The organism is Cognatilysobacter bugurensis (assembly GCF_014652095.1).
Classification (GTDB): Bacteria; Pseudomonadota; Gammaproteobacteria; order Xanthomonadales; family Xanthomonadaceae; genus Cognatilysobacter; species Cognatilysobacter bugurensis.
The window spans coordinates 349466-369153 of record NZ_BMYD01000001.1; the positions used below are offsets into that span (position 1 = coordinate 349466).

Consider the following 19688-nt stretch of genomic DNA (forward strand, 5'->3'; position numbering starts at 1 on the left):
CGAAAAAAGCGCCGACAACCCCGCGCACTGCGCGGGGGCCCCGTACCGAACCGCCCGTCGCGCTCGACGAGGTGCCCGAGGGCAGCGCGCCGGAGCCCGTCGACGGCACGCTCGCCGCGTTGCGCGCGGCCGTGATGGCCTGCAAGCGCTGCGATCTGTGGCGGCCGGCCACGCAGACGGTGTTCGGCGAGGGGCCTGCGAAGGCGCGCATCATGGTCGTGGGCGAGCAGCCCGGTGATCAGGAAGACCTGGCGGGCCGCCCGTTCGTGGGACCGTCCGGGCGCTTGTTCGACGAGGCGCTCGAAGAGCTTGGCGTCGACCGGGGCGGCGTCTACGTCACGAACGCGGTCAAGCATTTCAAGTTCGTGCCGCGGGGCAAAGTGCGGCTGCACCAGAGCCCGAACGCCGCAGAACAGCGCGCCTGCCGACCGTGGCTCGACGGTGAGCGCGAGCGGCTGAAGCCCGAGGTCATCGTCTGCCTCGGCGCGACGGCTGCGAAGCAGGTGTTCGGTCGCAAGTTCGGCCTCATGAAGCAGCGCGGTCAGTGGCAATTGCTCGACGACGGCTCGCGAGGCTTTGCGACCGTGCATCCGTCGTGGGTGCTGCGCCAGCGCGGCAGCGACGAGCGCGAGCGCGCGTACCGTGGGTTCGTGGCTGACCTCGCACTGCTCACGGAGTTCGAGGACGGCTGAGCGGGCGCTCCGCGCCCGCGAATGGCGCGACGCAGCCGCAGGGGTGCGCTCGCTGCGGCCGCCAAAACGCAAACCGCCCGGGTAGGCCCGGGCGGTTTGCGTGACGTTGTGGCTTAGAAGCGGTTGCTTCGGATCAGCGGCGCTGGTCAACCGCCGGCGCTGGCGATGTCGCATCCGGTGCCTTGCTGTCGTCCGACACACCCGAGACGAGACCGCGACGCTCGAGCAGCGGCTCGATCTTCGGGTCCGCGCCCGCGAAGTCGCGGAACAGGACCATCGCGTCCTTGCTGCCGCCCTGCGAGAGCAGCTTCTCGCGCAGGCGATCGCCGTTCTCACGGGTCAGGCCGCCGTTGTTCTTGATGTAGGCGACGGTGTTCGCGTCGAGCACTTCCGACCAGATGTACGCGTAGTAGCCCGCCGAGTAGCCGCCCATGATGTGGCTGAAGTACGGCGTGCGGTAACGCGGCGGCACGGCATAGAAGTCAATGCCGTCGGCGGCGAGCGCCTTGGCCTCGAAGTCCATCACGCCCTTCGCGTCAGGCAGTTGGTCCGCGGTGGCCTGGTGCCACTTCTGATCGAGCATCGCCGAGGCGAGGTACTCGGTCGTCGCGTGGCCCTGGTTGAACTTGGACGCCGCGACGACCTTGTCGAGCAGTTCCTTCGGCATCGGATTGCCGGTCTCGTGGTGCTTCGCGTAGTTCGCGAGCACGCTCGGCCAGTCGGCCCACATCTCGTTGACCTGCGAGGGGTACTCGACGAAGTCACGCGGCACGCTGGTGCCCGAGAACATCGGGTACTTCACGTCGGAGAACATGCCGTGCAGCGCATGGCCGAACTCGTGGAACATCGTGGTCACTTCATCCCACGTGAGCAGCGTCGGCTTGCCTTCGCTCGGCTTGGGGATGTTCTGGTGGTTGGCAACAACTGGCAGCGTGCCCATCAGCTCGCTCTGGTCGACATACGAGTTCATCCACGCACCGCCGCGCTTGGAGGCGCGTGCGTACGGGTCGAACAGGAAGATCGACAGCGGCTTGCCGTCCTTATCGAAGACGTCGTAGACGAGCACGTCCGGGTGGTAGGTCGGCAGGTCGGTGCGCTGCTTGAAGGTCAGCCCGTAGAACTCGTTCGCGGCATGGAACACGCCGTTTTCCAGCACGTTCTTCATCTCGAAGTACGGCTTGAGCTGGCTCTCGTCGAAGCTGTACTTGTCCTGGCGGACCTTCTCCGCGTAATACGCCCAGTCCCACGGCTCGAGCTTGAACGTCGGCTGTCCCTTGGCCTTCTGTTCCTTGTCGATCATCGCCTGCAGGTCGGCGGCTTCGCGCTTGGCGTTCGCGACGGCGGCCGGTGCGAGCTGGCCGAGCATCTTGTTGACCGCCTCGGGCGTCTTCGCGGTCTCGTCCTCGAGCACGTATGCCGCATGCGTCGGGTACCCGAGCAGCTTCGCGCGTTCGGCGCGCAGCTTGGTCACGCGCGAGACGATGCCGGTGTTGTCGTACTCATTGCCGCGGCTGCCGCGTACGATCGAGGCCTTGTACAGGCGCTCGCGCAGGGCGCGGTTTTCAAGATCCGTCAGCGGCGGCTGGCCCGTGGTGTTGAGCAGCGCGATCACGTACTTGCCTTCAAGCCCGCGCTTCTTCGCGGCCTCCGCGGCAGCTGCGATCGCCTCCTCGGACATGCCCGCGAGTTCTTCGCGCGAATCGACCGTGATCGCCGAGTCGTTGACCTCGGCCAGCACGTTCTGGCTGAACTTCGTTCCCAGTTGCGCGAGCTCGGAATTCATCTTCTTGAGCTTCGCCTTGTCGGCTTCCGACAGGTTCGCGCCGGCGCGGACGAAGTTCGTGTAGTAGCGCTCGATCAGGCGCACGCTTTCGGGATCGAGGCCGAGGCTGGTGCGGTTGTCGTGTAGCGTCTTGATGCGCGCGAACAGCTTGGGATTGAGGTTGATCGCGTCGCTGTGCGCGGAGAACTTCGGCGCGTATTCCGCCTGAATCTTCTCGCGCGTGGGATTCGTGTCGGCGCCCACGAGGTTAAAGAACACCGAGGCAGCGCGGTTGAGCGTCTGGCCGGCTTTCTCCATCGCGACGATGGTGTTATCGAACGTCGGCTTTTCGCCGCTGTTCGCAATCGCCTCGACTTCCTTGAGGTGCTCGCTCATGCCGCGGTCAAAAGCCGGACCGAAGTGGCTGTCCTGGACCTTATCGAAGTGCGGGTACTTCAGCGGCAGCGTGCTTTCGGTGAAGAATGGGTTCGACTCGGACGCATTGGACGCGGACGCGTTCGAAGCGGACGGGTTCGACTGGGACGGATTGGACTGGGGCTGGCTCATCGCGGCCTCGGGTTTGGCGGACTTCTGGGCCAATGCCGGTGCGCCGGTCGAGGCAAGCGCGACGGCAAGGGCCAGCGCAAGGGGATGCTTCATCGTGACGACCTCTCGGTGGTGAACCCGTGGAGCCTAGCGCAACCGAGATGAGCGGGCCCATGACAAAAGCCATCCCCCGCTGTGCCGGGCACGGCGGTTTCATGAGGTGAACGCTCGGCCGCGCTCGCGCCTGCATTCACGTGTGCCAAACCGTGCGCGGGGCAGGGTAAGGACTTTCCCACCCGCCTATCCGGCAAAGGAGCGACCGATGGATGTGACCAGCGTGATGACCCCGAATCCGGCCTGTTGCGGTCCGGAATCTTCGCTGCGCGAAATCGCCCGCCTCATGCTCGACAACGACTGCGGCGAGATTCCGGTCGTCGACGAATCCAAGCGCGTTCTCGGCGTCGTGACCGATCGCGACATCGTCGTGCGCGTGGTCGCCGAAGGCCGCGACACGAACGAAGTGAAGGTGCGCGAGGTCATGTCGACGCCGCCGACCACCGTCAGCACCGACGCCAAGCTTTCCGACGTCATCGACGTGATGGAGAGCCGGCAGATCCGCCGCGTGCCGGTCGTCGACCTCGACGGCAAGCTCGCCGGCATCGTCGCGCAGGCCGACGTCGCCTTGACCGGCAAGGATCGCAAGACCGGCAACGTCGTCGAGGAAGTGTCGAAGCCCGGCAACCGCCACTGACGATTGCGCGCCGCGGTGCACCGCGGCGACGCACTCGACCGAAGCCGCGCCTGTCGCACGACGGGCGCGGTTTTTTATTGCGGTCCCTGTACGCAGGCCGTTTCGACGCGGCTGCAGGTGCTGCGACAGTGCCACCGCGCGGGCAGCGACGTGCGGGGCTTGCGGCAGAGGGGCCGGATCGGGTGCACTCCGTCTTCAAAAGGGCAGGCGAGGCGCCGCATGGATTCGGTCTACCGGTTTTCCGCCGTCGACATCGACGGCACGACGCGCGACTTGGACGCGTTCCGCGGCCAGGTGCTTCTGATCGTCAACGTCGCGTCGCAGTGCGGCTACACGCCGCAGTACAGTGGCCTTGAGCAGCTGTGGCGACGCTATCGGGATCGCGGATTCGCCGTGCTGGGCTTCCCGTGCGATCAGTTCGGCCGACAGGAGCCGGGCGATGAGGCCCAGATCCGCGAGTTCTGCTCGGTCAAGTACGACGTCACGTTCCCGATGTTCTCGAAGGTCGACGTCAACGGCGTCGACGCGCACCCGCTGTGGAGCTGGCTCAAGCACGAGCGACCGGGGGTGCTGGGCACCGAGGCGATCAAGTGGAACTTCACGAAGTTTCTCGTGGGCCGCGACGGACGCGCGCTGCGGCGGTACGCGCCGGGCGACACGCCGGAGTCCATCGCCCCTGACATCGAGGCGGCGCTGGGCGCCGGGGCGTGAGCTACCGCGTTGCGTTCGAGCGCAGCCCGCAGACGCTCCGCGTCGCGCTGAGCGGCGGCGAGCGTGACTTCGACGACACACTCGAAGCCTGGCGCGCCATTGCTGCGGAAGTGCAGCGCAGCCCGCCGGAATCGGTGCTGGTCGTGTCGGAGGTCCGCGGTGCGCCGCTGACGCTCGAACAGGTCGACGGCTTTGTCCGGGCCATGCGCGGGCTCGGGCTTGAGCGGCTGCGAATTGCCTACGTGTATCAGCAGGACGCCGGTTGGCGCGAAGTCGAGACCGCGGAAATCCTTGCGGTGGAAGCAGGCTTTGAAGCCCGGGCGTTCACCGATGAGCGCATGGCGCACACCTGGCTGCGCCACGGCGAGCGCTGAGCCAAGTCGGCAGCGGCTCTCCGCTGCCGGACTGCGCCCCGCGCCGCCCATTACTTTTCGACAAACGCGCGCTCGTAGACGTACTGGCCCGGCACGCCGATGCGCGGCGCCGCCTCGAACCCACGCGAGTCGAGCAGCGCCCGGAAATCCGCAAGCATCTGCGGGCTGCCGCAGATCATTGCGCGATCGTGCTCGGCGTCGAGCGGCTCGATTCCGAGCTGTTCGGCCATGCGGCCCGATTCGAGCATCTGCGTGAGGCGGCCGCGCTGGTCGCGGCCGTCGAAAGCGAAATCCTCGCGCGTCACCGCCGGGTAGTAGCGCAGCTTCTGCGCGATCTGCTCTCCGAGGAACTCGTGCCGCGGCAGCTCGTTGACGATGTAGTCGCGGTAGGCGAGGTCTTTCTCGTTGCGCACGCCGTGGCATAGGATCACCCGCTCGAAGCGCTCGTACGTCTCCGGGTCCTTGATGACCGACAGCCACGGCGCGAAGCCGGTGCCCGTGCCGAGCAGGTACAGGTTGCGCCCCGGGTGCAGGTCATGGATCAGCAGCGTGCCGGTCGGCTTGCGGCCGATCAGCACGTGGTCACCGGGCTTGATGTGCTGCAGGCGCGAGGTCAGCGGGCCGTTGGGCACCTTGATGCTGAAGAACTCGAGCTGCTCTTCCCAGTTTGCACTTGCGATCGAATACGCGCGCAGCAGCGGACGCGTCGAGCCGTCGGGCTGTTCGACGGGCAGCCCGATCATCACGAACTGGCCGTTGTCGAAGCGGAAGCCGTCGTCGCGCGTCGTGGTGAAGCTGAAGTAGTCGTCCGTCCAGTGGCGGACGTCCAGCACGGTTTCGGTGCCGTAAGCGGAGGACATCGGGAAAGGGCACTGCAGAGGGGTCGGCGATTTTAGCCGATCAGCTCCGCCGGCCCCTGTGCGACGGGCCGGCGGAGCGGGCAATCACTGCATGAGCGGATACGGATTGACGGGCGTCCCGTCGTGCCACTGCTTCTCCGGGCCGAGCTCAAACACCGCGAAGTGCAGGTGCGGGGCGGTCGGATCCGCATTTCCGGTGCTGCCCACGTAGCCGATGACCTGGCCGCGCTGCAGCACCTGGCCTTCTTCGAGCCCCGGCGCGTAGCTCTGAAGGTGTGCGTAGTAGTAGGAGTAGGTGCCCGTCGGGTCAAACTGGTAGATCGTCAGGCCGCCGGCCTTGCTGTCGAACAGCTTCGCGACCGGCCCGTCTGCCACGGCCACCACCGGCGTGCCCGCCGGCGCCAGGATGTCCAGCGCTTCATGGACGCGATCGGTGCCACGCGAATCGCCGAAGGTGTCGCTGAGCTGGTCCGGTGTGACGCCCTGCACTGGCACCATCAGAGAGCCCGGCGCGGCGGCTGTTTCCGCCCGCGGCAACACGGGCACGTCCGTCGGCGCCAGCGGGGGCGGGGGAACCGGGCCCGGCACGTCTGCGGCAGGAGGCGTGGCCGCCGCGACGGGTGGGGCGTCCGGCTCAGGCCGCCCGCCGCCCCGCGTCATCCAGAAGTACAACAAGTTCGCGCCGAGCAGCAGGCCGGCCAGAAACAGGAGGACGCCGCGCACTGTCGTCATCGTGTTCGCCTTACTCCTGCAGGATGGCCGGCGTTCCCGGCGAGACGGCCTGGGCGAGGGTTTGCGCCGACCAGTTGGTCAGACGGATGCAACCGTGCGACTGCGTCTTGCCGATCAGCGCGGGCTCCGGCGTGCCGTGCAGGCCGTAGTGCTCCTTCGACAGGTCGATCCAGACGAGTCCGACGGGGTTGTTCGGGCCCGGTGCGATCTTCGCCTTCGAATGCGACGGGTCCGCGTCCCAAAACAGCTTGGGGTTGTAGTGGAACACCGGCTCCTTCGCGACGCCCTTGATCTTCCATTCGCCGATCGGCAACGGATCGTGCGAGCTGCCCGTGGTCGCCGGGAACTGGGCGATTTTCTTGTTGGTGCTGTCGAAGACGCTCACGGTCTTGTCCGAGTCGTCGACCACCACCTTGGATACGCTCGTGAGCGCCGGAAGGTTGTGCACGTTCGGCACCACGATCTTCGTGCCGGGCTTCGTGATATCGACATTCGGATTGAGCGTCTTCAGCAGCGCCGGGTTCGCGTGGAACTTCTCGGCGAGCGCTTCGGTCGGGGACGTGTATGCGAGGCGATCAAGCTTGGCCTGCGCCATCATCCCGTTCGGGATGTCGACGAAGGGCCCGGCCACGTCCTGCTCGGTCACGGTGTACTCGACCAGTGCCGGCCCGCCCGCCCCGGTCAACGCAGTCCAGGTCTCGGCGTCGAGCGAGTCGCCATCGCCGAGACCGTGCGCGGCCTTGTAGCCGGCCAGCGCCGTGCGCGTGTTACCGCCGTCAAAGCCGTCGATCTGGCCGGGCGAGAAACGCGCGCGATCAAGCAGCACCTGCAGGCGCAGAATCGCGGGGCTCGCGGACTTTTCCGACTTGCCGGACTTGTCGGGTTTGTCGGATTTCTGGGCCGTCGCGTCGGCCGAGTTGACGGTCTCGATGTCGAGCGTCGGTGCGGCCAGGGCAGTGCCAGACGCGAATGCGCAGGCCAATGCGAGCGGCAGGAGGGCGTGAAATCGGCGCATGGGGCAGTCCTCGAGAGCGGATGCCTTCATCCTGCGCAAGCGGGGCCGCATGCCCCGTGAAACCCGTGCAACACGCGCGCGGCCGTTCAGTCGCGCGTTCGTTTCGAGGCTAAAACCAGCGCCCTTTTTGCGAAACGTTCATCGCGTCGTTTCGACACTGCAGACGGTTCACCGCGAACCCAGGAGGCCGAGATGAGCAGCAAACGCGAATTGATCGAACCCAATGGCGACAAGCGCTACGTGCGTCGCGACGAGCACGGTCGATTCAAGGAATCGGATGATGTTTCGCGCTCGCTGTCGCAGGACGCGCGCAAGCATTCCAAGAACGACGTGAAACCCGGACAGGGCGACCGCGGCGACCGTCAGAGCTGACGCGCTTTGGCTTGCGCCGGCACCGTGTCGAATGCACGGCGCCGGCGGCGGCCCCGTTGCCGGGACGCAGCCTCGTCATTTGAACCCGCCCCCACGGGCTGCGCTCAGCGCGGCCCGTTTTGCTCCGCGCGCGGCGCGCGTCGGTCGCGCATCAGCGCGCTGATGACGATGGTGAGCCCGAGCGCACTGCCGATCAGGAACATCACGAGCGCGATCGCCGGATAACCGAACAACGTCGGGCCGACGTCGACGCGCATCACGAGCGCCGACGCAACGATGAGCGCGGCGGTGACCAGACCCGCCGTGATGCGGTTTGCGATCTTCTGCAGGTTCTCCATGAGATGGGACTCTTCGAGCCCCGTCACGCGCATCTGAAGCCGGTTTTCCGCGAGCAGGCCCAGCACGTCGGAGACCTTGCGCGGTGCATCACGCATCAGCGCCTGCATGTCCATCAGATCGCCGGCGAGCTTCGCGGGCGACATCGATTGCCGCATGCGGTCCTGCATCACCTGGTTCAGATGGCCTTCGACGACCGACTTGACGTCGAGCTCCGGCGCGAGCGCGCTGCAGACGATTTCGAGGTTCAGCAGGGTCTTGCCGAGCAGGCTGAGTTCCGACGGCGTACGCAGACCGCACGCCGTACCGAGCCGCGTGAGTTCGAGCACGAGCCGGCCTTCGCTGAGACCGCGCGAGTGGCTGCGGTGCGCGGAAAACTTCGCAACCAGCTGGCTGACCTCGCGCTGGTAGCGCGTCTCGTCGAAGTCCTCGAGGCGCGTACCCATTGCGATGGCTTCGCGCACGACGTCCTCGCCGCGGCCGTCGACCGCGGCGAACAGCAGCTGGAACAGCCGGTCCCGTTGGCGCGGTGGAATGTGCGCAACCATGCCGAGGTCGAAGAGCGCGAGCCGCCCATCCTGCGTGAGCAGCAGGTTGCCCGGATGCGGGTCGGCGTGGATCTGGCCGTGCACGAGGACCTGATCGAGATAGCCGCGCATCAGCGCGCTGGCGAGGCTCTCGAGGTCCTGTTCCATGCGCCGAAGGCCGGAGATGTCGGTCACCTTGACGCCGTGCACGAGGTCCATCGTGAGAACGCGCTTGCGCGTGTAGTCCCACACGGGCTGTGGCACGCACAGCTGTGGATACGGTTGGAAGCGCTCGCCGAAGCGTTCGAGGTTCTCGGCCTCGGTGCGGTAGTCGAGCTCGGCGATGAGGGTCTTGCGGAACTCGTGCACCCAATCGGCAAACTGCACGCGCCGGCCGAGGTCGGTGGCACGATCGATCCGCGTCGCAACCGAGTTCAGCGAGTCGAGATCGGAGTGCAATTGCTCGGTGATGCCGGGGCGCTGCACCTTCACTGCCACCTCGCGCCCGTTGCGCAGCCGCGCGCGGTGCACCTGGGCGAGCGATGCGCCGCCGAGCGGGGTCTCTTCAAAGTACTCGAAGAGCTTGCCGATGCGAGCGCCGAGCTCGCTTTCGACAACCTCCCGGATTTCATCGAACGGAATCGGCGAGACGTCGTCCTGCATGCGCTCGAGCGCGGCGATGTACGCGGGCGGGACCATGTCGGGCCGGGTCGACAGCGCCTGGCCGATCTTTACAAAGGTGGGCCCGAGCGCCTCGAGGTCGCGGACGAACTCCTCGGGCTTGCCCGCCGCTGGCACCGGCTCGTCGGCCGGTGCCAGCGCGTCCGGGTCCAGGCCGGTGAAGACGCCTGCGCTGCGGTACTTCAGGAGAAAGCGCACGATCTGCGCGGTGCGGGCGAGGCCGCGGGGGGCGTCTTTCACGGGAGTCTCCATTGCGCGGCCAGCGTATCGACGCTCGCGTCAACGGCTTTTCACCGAAGTAACCGCAGCATTCAGGCATGGAACGGACCGGAACGCTGTGGACCGTCGGTCATTCGACGCGGCCGCTGGAGCTCTTCTTTGAACTGCTGCAGGGCGAGGGCATCGAGGTGCTCGTCGATGTGCGCCGTTTTGCCGGCTCGCGGCGGAACCCGCAGTACTCGAGCGAGTCGATGGCCCGCGCGCTGCCGGCGGCGGGCTTCGAGTACGTCGCGATGCCCGACCTCGGCGGGCGGCGCCAGGCGCGTGAGGACACACCCCACACCGCGTGGCGCAATGCGAGCTTCCGCGGTTACGCCGACTACATGGACACGGCCGCCTATGCGAACGCTAGGTCACGTCTGGTCGCTCTCGCGCTCGAACGGCGCACCGCGGTGATGTGCGCCGAGGCCATGTGGTGGCAGTGCCACCGCAGCCTGATCTCCGATGATCTGAAGGCAGCGGGCTGGACCGTGTTGCACATTCTCGCGCCGAGGCGCGTCGACGAGCATCCGTACACGTCGGCGGCGCGCATCGAGGACGGGCGCCTCACGTACACCGCGCCGCCGGATGCGCAGGGCGCGTTGTTCTGAGGCCTTAGACGATTGGAAAGCGCCCGCCGTGTGCGCCTCTCAGCGCACTGGAGGGATCAGCTGCAGCAGACGTCCGTCTTCTTGGTCGGTGATCACGTAGACGTGGCCCTCCGGCCCGACCCGCACGTCGCGGATGCGCGCGCCGATGTCCTTGAGCAGGCGCTCCTCGCCGGCGATGCGATCGCCGTCCAGCGTCACGCGGATCAGGCTGCCATCGGCAAGGGCGCCGAGCAGCAGGCTGTCGTTCCATGCCGAGTCCGGGCGGCCGGTGTAGAACGCCATCCCCGCCAGGCCCGGTGACTTCTCCCACACGTGGTGCGGGGGCTGCATGTCAGGGGCCTCGTTGCCGACGGCCTCCGGAATCGGCAGACCCGAATAATTGATGCCGTGCGTCACCACCGGCCAGCCGTAGTTCTTGCCAGGGGCGGGCAGGTTGATCTCGTCGCCGCCCCGCGGGCCGTGTTCGGCTTCCCACAGCGTGCCGGTGCGGGGGTCAACCGCGAGCGACTGTGCGTTGCGGTGCCCGTAGCTCCAGATCTCCGGACGGGCGCCCGGCGTGCCGACGAACGGGTTGTCCTGCGGCACGCTGCCGTCGAGGTTCAAGCGCACGATCTTGCCCTGCAGCATGTCGAGCTTCTGGGCGGTCGGCCGGTCGTTCCGGTCGCCCTGGCTGATGAACACGTGCCCCTTGCCGTCGAACGCGATGCGCGAGCCGAAATGGTTCGGCCCTTCCAGCTTCGGTTGCTGCTGGTAGATGCGCTTCACGTCTGTGAGCGCGTTGCCGTCGAGAACAGCGGTGGCGACGGCCGTGCCGGCGGTGTCCCCCGGGCCCGGCTCGGCGTAGCTCAGGAAAATGCGGCGGCTCGTTGCGAAATCCGGTGCGAGCACCACGTCGAGCAGCCCCCCCTGGCCCTTCGCCCACACCGCGGGAACGTTCGCGACCGGTTCGGACAGCTCGCCCGTCGCGGACACGCGGCGGAGGCGCCCGGGGCGCTCGGTGACGAGGAAACCGCCTTCCGGCAACGGCGCGACGGCCCACGGGTGCTCGAGCCCGGTGGCGATCTCGCGGACCTGCAGTTGCTTGCCGGGCGTCGGCGGGGCGGTGGTTGCTGCTGGCGCGGTCGCGGGCGGCGCGGACGCTTCGGCGGCGGCACCGGGCGCGCGATCGCAGGCGGCCAGGCTCAAGGCGATCACGAGGGCCAGGGCAGAGGAGAGGGCGGCATGGCGCATGGCGTCGGTTCCCGGTTGCAATGCGCACAAGCGTCGCATGGTCGGCTGCGCCTGGCATGGCCGGACCGGGCGATTCGCCCTGGCGCCTCGGAAATCAGCGGTAGCCGGCCGCCTGGAGTTCGAACAGTTCCGCATAGCGGCCACCTTGCGCGAGCAGTTCCTCATGCGTGCCGCTGGCCTCGAGGCGGCCGTCGGCGAGCACGAGGATGCGGTCGGCCATGCGCACGCTGGAAAACCGGTGCGAGATCAGCACCGCGGTGCGGCCTGCCGACAGCGCCTTGAACCGCTGAAACACCTCGAACTCGGCGCGTGCGTCGAGCGCGGCGGTCGGCTCGTCGAGGATCATGACCTGGGCGTCGCGCATGTAAGCGCGTGCGATCGCAAGTTTCTGCCACTGGCCCCCTGAGAGGTCCACCCCTTGGCGGAAGCGACGCCCGACGATCTGGTCGTACCCTTCGGGCAGCGATTCGACCATCGCGTCGGCCGCCGCCCGGTGCGCGGCGCTGCGCACGCGGTTGCGGTCGTGCATCGCATCGACCCGGCCGACCCCAATGTTCTCGGCCGCGGTCAGGTGGTAGCGCACGAAGTCCTGGAAGATCACGCCGATCTGCCCACGCAGGTCGTCGAGGTCGTACTCGCGCAGGTCGCGGCCGTCGAGCAGGATGCGGCCCTCGTCGGGGTCGTACAGGCGCGCAAGCAACTTTACGAGCGTGGTTTTCCCGGCGCCGTTCTCGCCGACCAGTGCGAGCACCTCGCCGGCGCGCAGTTGAAAGTCGAGATGGCGCAGCGCCCAGCCTTCGGTATCGGGGTAGCGGAACCCGACGTTCTCGAACACGAAGCCGCGCTGGATCGGCTGCGGCGCAGGCACTGCGCCCGGGCGTGAGCGGATCTCGGGCTCGATCGTGAAGAACGAGAACAAGTCATCGAGATAGAGCGCCTGGCCGGCCACCTGCGTAAAGCCCACGAGCAAACTTTCGAGCAGTTGCCGCAGCCGCAGGAAGCTGCCGGCGAGGAAAGTCAGGTCGCCGATGCTGAAATCACCGCGCACGGTGCGCCACGCGATGTACGCGAACGCGACGTAGTAACCCAGCGTGCCGAGCGCAGCGAACAGCGCGCCCCACATGGCACGCCGCCGCGCCAGCGCGCGGTTGGCGAGGAAGAACGCATCGGCGAGCGTGCGGTAGCGCTCGATGAGGAAGCGGTGCAGGCCGAAAAGTTTGACTTCCTTTGCCGTGTCGACGCTCGCGCCGGTCTGTCGCACGTATTCGAGCTGGCGACGCTCCGGCGTCCATGCATAGCCGAGTGAGTAGCCGAGTGCATTGAAGTGCGCCTCGCCGACGAACGCCGGCACCAGCGCAACGACGAGCAGCACGATCAGCCAGGGCGCATAAGCCACGAGGCCGGCGGCGAACGCGATCACGGTGATCGCGTCCTGCGCCTGCCCGAACAGCTGGCTCATGAGGCTCATCCGCCCCATCGTCTGCCGGCGCGCGCGGTCGAGGCGGTCCTGGATGTCGGGGTTCTCGAAGTCCTCTAGGTCGAGCGTCGCGGCGTGTTCCATGAGCCGCACGCTCGTCGCGTTGGTGAACAACTCCGACAGCAGCGTGTCGCCGTAGGCGATCACGCGGCCGAGCAGGTCGGCCGTGACCGCCAGCGCGAGCTCGATCGCGACCAGGGCGAGCAGGCCGTCGAGCTGGCCGCGCGCGAAGGCCGCCATCGGGTCGTCGAAGGCGATGCCCGAACCGGCGAGGCGCACGGCTTCGTCGATGATCAGCTTGCCGACGTACAGCGTCGCCACCGGCAACAGCGCGCGGACCAGCCTCAGGCCCAGCGTGACCGCGGTGAGCGCCGGGCTTGCGGCCCAGACCGCGCGGAGGAACGGCGGCAGGTTGCGCAGCGCGTCCAGCCGGGCGCGCAGGCTCATGCGGGCCGGGTCTCTAGGGGGTGTCGCGGTCGAAGGGGGCATGTCGAATTGTCGCAACCGGTTGTGAAACGACGGTTGCGCCAGCGCGTGGGGCCGCGCCGACCCGTCCGGCCTGATGCCTCCGTCTCGGAATTGTTCCCGGCGTCCGGGCGCAGCGGCCGACTTTGAACTGCGCGCACAGAACGCGACGATGCGGAATGCGCAAGATGGGGTCCCCCACCTCCACACTGTCGGAAGTGCCGGCCACGGAGCCGGGTCCGACGGGCGCACGGCGCGGAGGCCGTGACGCCGCATGGCAGCAGCCGCACCCCACCGCGAAGTCTCGACACCGCCCGACCCCACGGCGCGCTTCGACGTGCGTGCTCTCGCCGTGACCGTGTGCGGCACCGCGTTGTTCGCGGTCGCCGCGACGTTCGCGCCAGGGGCGCTCGTGTCGGCCGTCCTGATCGGGCTGGCCGCGGCGATCCTCTTTGCGGGGCTGTGGCGCTCGGCGCACTCGGCCGCCGCGATCGCCGTGTTCGGCGGGGCCGGAGCGGCCGCGCTTGTCGCGCCCGCCTGGCTCGATGCCGATCGAATGGCGATGACGGCCTGCGCGGCGGTGCTTGCCGTCGGCGTCGTGATCATTCGCGCCTTCGCGCACCGGCGCCAGACGACGGCGGACGGGCTTGCCGCGAGCGCCGTCGTCGCGTTCGCCCTGCCGCCGCTGGCGGCCTTGTGCGCGGTGCTCGTGGGGCCTGCCGGGTTTCAAGCGCTCGCATGCGGTGCCGGCCTCGCACTCGGCCTGGTGGCTGCACTTCCGACGCTGATGACCCCGCGGCCCGACGACGCGCCTTCGGTCGGCGTTCTCGCTGCCGTCGGCGGCGCGGCCGCACTCGGCACCGCCGGCTGGCTGGCGCTGTGGCCGGGCGGCTTTGCGCTGATCGCCGTGCCGCTCTGGCTCGGCGCGTTGCGGGGCGGACCGCGCGCGGCCGGGGCGCTCGCGATCGGAACCGCAGTCGCGCTCGCGGTCGTCGTGGCGCTGGGAGCGTCGATTGACCTTTGGCGCGGCGTCGACTTCGTCGCCGCGGCACTCGTGGCGGTTCCGTTGCTCGCCGGCGGGCACGCCCTGGCGATCTTCGGCCGCGAACGCGCCGGCGCGGCGCGGCAGGCGCGCTCGACGACCGAGCGGCTCGACCGACTGGTCGAACGCACGCCTGCGCTGATCGCGCGCTTCGGCCGCGATCTCCGACATCGCACCGCGAATCCGACCTATCTCGACTGGCACGCGCGCCCGACCGATCAGGTGCTCGGCTACTCCATCCTCGAAATCTACGGCGAGCAGGCCGCGGGCGCGCTCGGCAGCAGCGTGCAGCGCGTGCTCGCGGGCCAGTCGCAACGCGCGCAGGTGCGCGTTGGCGCGCGGCAGCTCGACGTCGCCCTCGAACCCGAGTTCGCCGCCGACGGCACCGTGGACGGCTTCCAGTTCTTCGGACAGGACGTCACCTGGCGTGACCAGTCGACGCGCCGCCTGCAGTCGATGCTCGATGCCGCCTGTGAGCCCAGCGCGCTTCTCGACGCGGCCGGCACCGTGGTTGCGATCAACGACCGCCTCCGCGACTGCCTGCTCGTCACCCGCGACGCGCTGGTCGGAAAGCCGCTCGACCGTTGGCTCGACGCCGAATCACGCATCCAGTGGGCTGCATTGGTCGACCTCGCGAGCGCCCAGCCGGGCATGCATTCCATGGGGCTCGCGTCGCCGGTCGAAGCGCAACGCGCGGGTGGCGACGCGTTCCCGGTGGAGCTCACCGTGACTGGCGTCCCGGGCGAAGACCCTTCGCGGCTCGTCGCCACGCTGCGCGACCTCGGCCCGCTGCGGGCCGCCGAGCAGGCGCTGATGGACGCGCGGGCGCAGTCGCGCACGGCGGTCGACTCCCTCGGCGAGCCGCTCGTCGCCTGCGACAGTGGGATGCGCATCACCCTCATGAACCCGGCCGCCGCGCGGCTGTGCGGCTGGAACGAGCGCGACGCGATCGGCCGGCCGCTCGAAGAGGTCGTGCGCATCGTCGATCCGGTGACGGGGGCGCCGCGCCCGCCGACGATGCGCCAGGCGATCAAGGACGGCGTGATTTCGCGCGCGCAGGACGATCGCGCGGTCCTTGATCGCGACGACAAGCAACACCCGATCGAAGATTCGGCGTCGCCGGTGCGCGACCGCCACGGCGTCGTGGTGGGCGGCGTGATGCTGCTGCACGACGTCAGCCAGGCGCGCGCGCTGGCCAATCGTCTGTCGCACATGGCGCAGCACGACGCGCTGACCAAGCTGCCGAACCGCGTTTTGCTGCAGGACCGCCTGTCCCAGGCCGTCGCGGCGATCCCGCGCGGCGGCAAGGGCGCGCTGCTGTATCTCGACCTCGATTTCTTCAAGCACATCAACGATTCGCTCGGTCATCCGGCGGGCGACCACGTGCTGCAGGAAGTCGCGCAGCGGCTCGTGGCCGGCGTGCGCGACGACGACACCGTCAGCCGGCAGGGCGGCGACGAGTTCGTGCTGCTGCTCAACCGCCTGGCCGATCCGCGCGACGCCGCGCGCGTCGCGGAAAAACTCATCCGCTCGATCGAAGAGCCGATCCCCTACCAGGGGCAGGACCTGCACGTGTCGGCGAGCATCGGCATTGCGCTGTTCCCGCAGGACGGGCGCGACGTGCCCACCGTGATGAAACAGGCCGACACCGCGCTCTACAGCGCGAAGGAGGCCGGCCGCTGCCGCTACAGCTACTTCACCGACGTGATGAGCGAGCGGGCCGAGGCGCGCATGCGCACCGAGCACGACCTGCGCATCGCGCTCGGTAACGAGGACTTCCGGCTGTACTACCAGCCCCGCGTCGATCAGCGCGATCGACGTGTGATTGGCTTCGAGGCCCTGCTGCGCTGGCAGCGCCCAGACGGGCGCGTCGTGGCGCCCGACGAGTTCTTGGAGGTCGCCGAGCAGACCGGCCTGATCGTCCAGATCGACGAGTGGGTGATGCACGAGGCCTGCCGACAGGGTCGCGAATGGCATGCGATGGGGCTGCCCATCGTGCCGATCTCCGTAAACATCTCGCTCGCGCGTTTCGACCCCGAGCGGCTCGTCAACCACGTGCGCAGCGTGCTGCAAGAGACCGGCGCCGACGCGCGCAGCCTCGAGATCGAATTCATCGAAAGCCAAATGTTTGCGCAGCAGGACCGGGGCCAGCAGGTCATTGCCGAGCTCAAGCAGCTGGGCGTGCAGGTCGCGGTCGACGATTTCGGGCGCGGGTTCTCGAGCCTGAACTACCTCGTGCAGTACAAGTTCGACACGCTCAAGATCGACCGCACCTTCGTCTCGGGCCTGCCGGATCCGAAGCACTTGGCAATCGTGCAGGCGATCGTCGCGATGGGGCAGGCGCTCGATTACCGCGTCGTCGCGGAAGGCGTGGAGACGCACGAGCAGGCCGACATCCTCGCCTCGTTTGGCTGCACCGAGATGCAGGGCTTCCTGTTCAGCCGCCCGCTGCCGGCGGAGCAACTGCCGGCGCTGCTGCGCGACGGGCTGCCCGCGGATTTCCGGCGCATGGTGTAAGCCGCGCGGGTCCGCGGCCGCGGTAAAATCGCGGACTTTCCGTCACCCGGCGCCGCCGTGATCTTCATTCAGCAAGAGCACTTCATCCAGTCCGTCGCCGACGCGCTGCAGTACATCAGCTACTACCACCCGGTCGACTACATCAAGAACCTCGCCGCCGCGTACGAGCGCGAGGAGTCGCCGGCCGCGAAGGATGCGATCGCGCAGATCCTCATCAATTCGCGCATGTGCGCCGAGGGCCACCGGCCGATCTGCCAGGACACCGGCATCGTCACCGTGTTCCTCGAGATCGGCATGGAGGTGCAGTGGGGCGGGGTGACCATGGGCGTGGAAGACATGGTCAACGAGGGCGTGCGCCGCGCGTACAACCACCCGGACAACAAGCTGCGCGCAAGCGTGCTCGCGGATCCGGCCGGCAAGCGCCAGAACACGAAGGACAACACGCCGGCCGTCGTGAACATGAAGGTCGTCCCGGGCAACACGGTCGACGTCATCGTCGCGGCGAAGGGCGGCGGCTCGGAGGCGAAGACCAAGTTCGCGATGCTCAACCCGTCCGATTCGATCGTCGACTGGGTGCTCAAGACGGTGCCGACGATGGGCGCCGGCTGGTGCCCGCCGGGCATGCTCGGCATCGGCATCGGCGGCACCGCAGAGAAGGCGATGCTGCTCGCGAAAGAAGCGCTGATGGAGCCGATCGACATCACCGACCTGCAGGCGCGCGGGCCGAGCAATCGAGCCGAGGAACTGCGCCTGGAGCTGTACGAGAAGGTCAACGCGCTCGGCATCGGCGCGCAGGGCCTGGGCGGTTTGACCACGGTGCTCGACATCAAGGTCAAGGATTACCCGACGCACGCGGCCAACCTGCCGGTCGCGATGATCCCCAACTGCGCCGCCACGCGCCATGCGCACTTCACCCTGGACGGCAGCGGCTCGGTGATGCTCGACCCGCCGTCGCTGTCCGACTGGCCGGAGCTGACGTACGACGCGAGCAAGGGCCGCCGCGTCGACCTCGATACGGTCACGCCCGAGGACGTTGCAAGCTGGAAGCCCGGCGAAGTGCTGCTGCTCAACGGCAAGCTGCTCACCGGCCGCGACGCCGCGCACAAGCGCATCGTCGACATGCTCAACCGGGGCGAGCCGCTGCCGGTCGATTTCCGCGGCCGCTTCATCTACTACGTCGGCCCGGTCGATCCGGTGCGCGACGAGGTCGTGGGCCCGGCCGGCCCGACCACGGCGACGCGCATGGACAAGTTCACCGCGCAGGTGCTCGAGCAGACCGGCCTGCTCGGCATGGTCGGCAAGGCCGAGCGCGGCCCGGCGGCGATCGACGCGATTCGCGAGCACCAGTCGGTCTACCTGATGGCCGTCGGCGGCGCGGCGTACCTCGTGTCGAAGGCGATCAAGCAGTCGCGCGTGGTCGGCTTCGCCGACCTCGGCATGGAGGCGATCTACGAGTTCACGGTCGAGGACATGCCGGTGACCGTCGCCGTCGACAGCCAGGGCGAATCGGTGCACCGCACCGGTCCGAAGGAATGGCAGGCGCGCATCGGCAAGATTCCGGTCGTGGTGGCCTGACGGCACTAGGGCATCCGGCGCGCATGCATCACGGGAGCGGTGTGGCCGCTCCTCGTGCCGCGCGCCTCGCCACAGTGTGACCGCACGGCGCGGGGCGGGCAGCCCGCCAGCGGGACAAGCCGACGCTGAAGTGGCAGGCACGGGGCGACGCGACATGCGCCAGCGCCGCGCACGCACGCTCAGAGCATCGAAACCAGCCGATCGACGATACCGCGCGTTGTTGGGCGCGCCAGGTAGTCGCGCGCCAGCGTCTCGAGCGCGAGCAGGTTCGTGTCGCTCGTGTCGTCCAGGTCGTCGAGGCCGACGACGAGTTCGGTCTGCAGCCGGAAGTAGCCGTCGCCGACGAGCTGGTGCGCGATGTAGTCGACCGAGTCGCTGCTCGCGTCGAAGAGCACGTCGATGATCGGGATCGCCCATTCGAGCGCGCCCCATTCGCGCGCCGATGCGAGGTCGATCGCGCGGTTGCGCTCGCCGCTGCCGACCGACAGCACCACGAGCTCGCCGCTGCGGTCGACACGCTTGTCCTTGCGCAGCGCCTCGGCGATTGCGCAGGTCGTGGGATTGTTCGCCACCACGCCGCCGTCGATGAGGGCGTGCAGCCGGCCATTGAACGTTATCCCGTGTGCGGGGAAGTACGTCGGAGCGGCCGACGACGCGCGGCACACCTCCCACACCGGCAGCTGGGCGTGCTCCGGCTTGAAGCTCTTGAAGATGACCGGCCGGCGGCCGATCGTGTCGTAGGCCGTGACCAGCGTCGGCTTGGCAAGGTCGCCCATCCGCGCCGTGCCGAACACGTCTTGCAACACGCGCTCGAGCCCGCGCCCGTCGTAGCGCGGTGCGGACGTGCCGTGCTCGAACGTGCGACCCAAGCGCGACCACAGGCGTCGTGCAATGCCCGGAAATATCGTGTGCCGATGCACGCGATACAGCTCGGCAATGTGGGCGGGCGGCAGGCCAAGGCCCAGCGCGCAGGCGATCATTGCCCCTGTCGAGCTGCCGGCGAACAGGTCGAACCGATCCCTCAGGCCGCCCTTGCCGGCAGCCGCGAGCGCAGCATCAACGTTCTCGAGCCAGCGGCAGGTGACCAGCCCGCGGATGCCGCCGCCGTCCAGCGAAAGAATGCGCCTCGCCTGCATGTCACGCTCCTTGTGGTT

General features: G+C 68.3%; 16 protein-coding genes. 8 read left to right on the plus strand and 8 right to left on the minus strand.

What is annotated here, in order from left to right; translation table 11 throughout:
* Positions 1-692: UdgX family uracil-DNA binding protein (locus IE075_RS01725; protein WP_229792260.1), on the plus strand; the 692-nt coding region annotated here is incomplete at its 5' end.
* A gap of 133 nt (positions 693-825) precedes the next feature.
* Here IE075_RS01725 and IE075_RS01730 read toward each other — a convergent pair.
* Complete coding sequence (locus tag IE075_RS01730; RefSeq protein ID WP_425489346.1) at positions 826-3096, minus strand: M3 family metallopeptidase; 2271 nt, start codon at positions 3094-3096, stop codon at positions 826-828.
* Between the two features lie 226 nt (positions 3097-3322).
* Here IE075_RS01730 and IE075_RS01735 point away from each other — a divergent pair, with 226 nt between their 5' ends.
* The 3 genes from IE075_RS01735 to IE075_RS01745 all read left to right on the plus strand — a co-directional run bounded on the left by IE075_RS01735 (position 3323) and on the right by IE075_RS01745 (position 4836).
* Positions 3323-3751: a CBS domain-containing protein gene (locus tag IE075_RS01735; RefSeq protein WP_189452700.1), complete on the plus strand. Its 429-nt coding sequence runs from the start codon at positions 3323-3325 to the stop codon at positions 3749-3751.
* 219 nt (positions 3752-3970) lie between these two features.
* On the plus strand, positions 3971-4462 hold the full coding sequence (locus IE075_RS01740; protein ID WP_189452702.1) for a glutathione peroxidase: 492 nt from the start codon (positions 3971-3973) through the stop codon (positions 4460-4462).
* Positions 4459-4836: a hypothetical protein gene (locus tag IE075_RS01745; RefSeq protein WP_189452704.1), complete on the plus strand. Its 378-nt coding sequence runs from the start codon at positions 4459-4461 to the stop codon at positions 4834-4836. Before IE075_RS01740 ends, IE075_RS01745 begins: the two co-directional genes overlap by 4 nt.
* Before the next feature lie 50 nt (positions 4837-4886).
* Here IE075_RS01745 and IE075_RS01750 read toward each other — a convergent pair whose 3' ends face one another.
* From IE075_RS01750 to IE075_RS01760, 3 genes are all read right to left on the minus strand, one after another.
* Positions 4887-5696, minus strand: coding sequence for a ferredoxin--NADP reductase (locus IE075_RS01750; protein ID WP_189452706.1), 810 nt, complete (start codon positions 5694-5696; stop codon positions 4887-4889).
* 84 nt (positions 5697-5780) lie between these two features.
* Positions 5781-6419 carry a M23 family metallopeptidase gene (locus IE075_RS01755; RefSeq protein ID WP_425489347.1) on the minus strand — a complete coding sequence of 213 codons (639 nt, stop codon included), beginning with the start codon at positions 6417-6419 and terminating at the stop codon, positions 5781-5783.
* A 19-nt stretch (positions 6420-6438) separates the two neighbouring features.
* Positions 6439-7443 (minus strand): L,D-transpeptidase family protein, encoded by a 1005-nt coding sequence (locus IE075_RS01760; RefSeq protein ID WP_189452710.1) that lies wholly within the window; start codon positions 7441-7443, stop codon positions 6439-6441.
* A gap of 192 nt (positions 7444-7635) precedes the next feature.
* Here IE075_RS01760 and IE075_RS01765 point away from each other — a divergent pair, with 192 nt between their 5' ends.
* Positions 7636-7815 (plus strand): hypothetical protein, encoded by a 180-nt coding sequence (locus IE075_RS01765; RefSeq protein ID WP_189452713.1) that lies wholly within the window; start codon positions 7636-7638, stop codon positions 7813-7815.
* A gap of 104 nt (positions 7816-7919) precedes the next feature.
* Here the strand turns inward: IE075_RS01765 and IE075_RS01770 are convergent, their stop codons facing one another.
* Positions 7920-9599 (minus strand): ABC1 kinase family protein, encoded by a 1680-nt coding sequence (locus IE075_RS01770; protein WP_229792261.1) that lies wholly within the window; start codon positions 9597-9599, stop codon positions 7920-7922.
* Positions 9600-9676: 77 nt separating this feature from the next.
* On the opposite strand from IE075_RS01770, the gene IE075_RS01775 reads away from it, so the two are divergent.
* Positions 9677-10228 (plus strand): DUF488 domain-containing protein, encoded by a 552-nt coding sequence (locus IE075_RS01775; RefSeq protein WP_189452716.1) that lies wholly within the window; start codon positions 9677-9679, stop codon positions 10226-10228.
* A 39-nt stretch (positions 10229-10267) separates the two neighbouring features.
* Here IE075_RS01775 and IE075_RS01780 read toward each other — a convergent pair whose 3' ends face one another.
* Positions 10268-11458: a PQQ-dependent sugar dehydrogenase gene (locus IE075_RS01780; RefSeq protein ID WP_189452718.1), complete on the minus strand. Its 1191-nt coding sequence runs from the start codon at positions 11456-11458 to the stop codon at positions 10268-10270.
* Between the two features lie 94 nt (positions 11459-11552).
* Entirely contained in the window at positions 11553-13424 is a 1872-nt protein-coding gene (locus IE075_RS01785) for an ABC transporter ATP-binding protein (protein WP_189452720.1), read from the minus strand.
* A gap of 250 nt (positions 13425-13674) precedes the next feature.
* Between IE075_RS01785 and IE075_RS01790 the strand changes: the two genes are divergently transcribed.
* A complete protein-coding gene (locus IE075_RS01790; RefSeq protein ID WP_189452722.1) occupies positions 13675-16959 on the plus strand; it encodes an EAL domain-containing protein in 3285 nt (1094 codons plus the stop codon).
* A 57-nt stretch (positions 16960-17016) separates the two neighbouring features.
* Positions 17017-18534 (plus strand): fumarate hydratase, encoded by a 1518-nt coding sequence (locus IE075_RS01795; protein WP_189452724.1) that lies wholly within the window; start codon positions 17017-17019, stop codon positions 18532-18534.
* A 179-nt stretch (positions 18535-18713) separates the two neighbouring features.
* Here the strand turns inward: IE075_RS01795 and IE075_RS01800 are convergent, their stop codons facing one another.
* Positions 18714-19670, minus strand: coding sequence for a patatin-like phospholipase family protein (locus IE075_RS01800; protein WP_189452726.1), 957 nt, complete (start codon positions 19668-19670; stop codon positions 18714-18716).
* Between the last annotated feature and the right edge of the window lie 18 nt (positions 19671-19688).

Coding starts and splice junctions, on each gene's coding strand:
- IE075_RS01765 (WP_189452713.1), top strand. CDS start 7,636: ATGAGCAGCAAACGCGAATTGATCGAACCCAATGGCGACAAGCGCTAC.
- IE075_RS01790 (WP_189452722.1), top strand. CDS start 13,675: ATGGCAGCAGCCGCACCCCACCGCGAAGTCTCGACACCGCCCGACCCC.
- IE075_RS01800 (WP_189452726.1), bottom strand. CDS start 19,670: ATGCAGGCGAGGCGCATTCTTTCGCTGGACGGCGGCGGCATCCGCGGG.
- IE075_RS01775 (WP_189452716.1), top strand. CDS start 9,677: ATGGAACGGACCGGAACGCTGTGGACCGTCGGTCATTCGACGCGGCCG.
- IE075_RS01735 (WP_189452700.1), top strand. CDS start 3,323: ATGGATGTGACCAGCGTGATGACCCCGAATCCGGCCTGTTGCGGTCCG.
- IE075_RS01785 (WP_189452720.1), bottom strand. CDS start 13,424: ATGCCCCCTTCGACCGCGACACCCCCTAGAGACCCGGCCCGCATGAGC.
- IE075_RS01760 (WP_189452710.1), bottom strand. CDS start 7,443: ATGCGCCGATTTCACGCCCTCCTGCCGCTCGCATTGGCCTGCGCATTC.
- IE075_RS01780 (WP_189452718.1), bottom strand. CDS start 11,458: ATGCGCCATGCCGCCCTCTCCTCTGCCCTGGCCCTCGTGATCGCCTTG.
- IE075_RS01740 (WP_189452702.1), top strand. CDS start 3,971: ATGGATTCGGTCTACCGGTTTTCCGCCGTCGACATCGACGGCACGACG.
- IE075_RS01750 (WP_189452706.1), bottom strand. CDS start 5,696: ATGTCCTCCGCTTACGGCACCGAAACCGTGCTGGACGTCCGCCACTGG.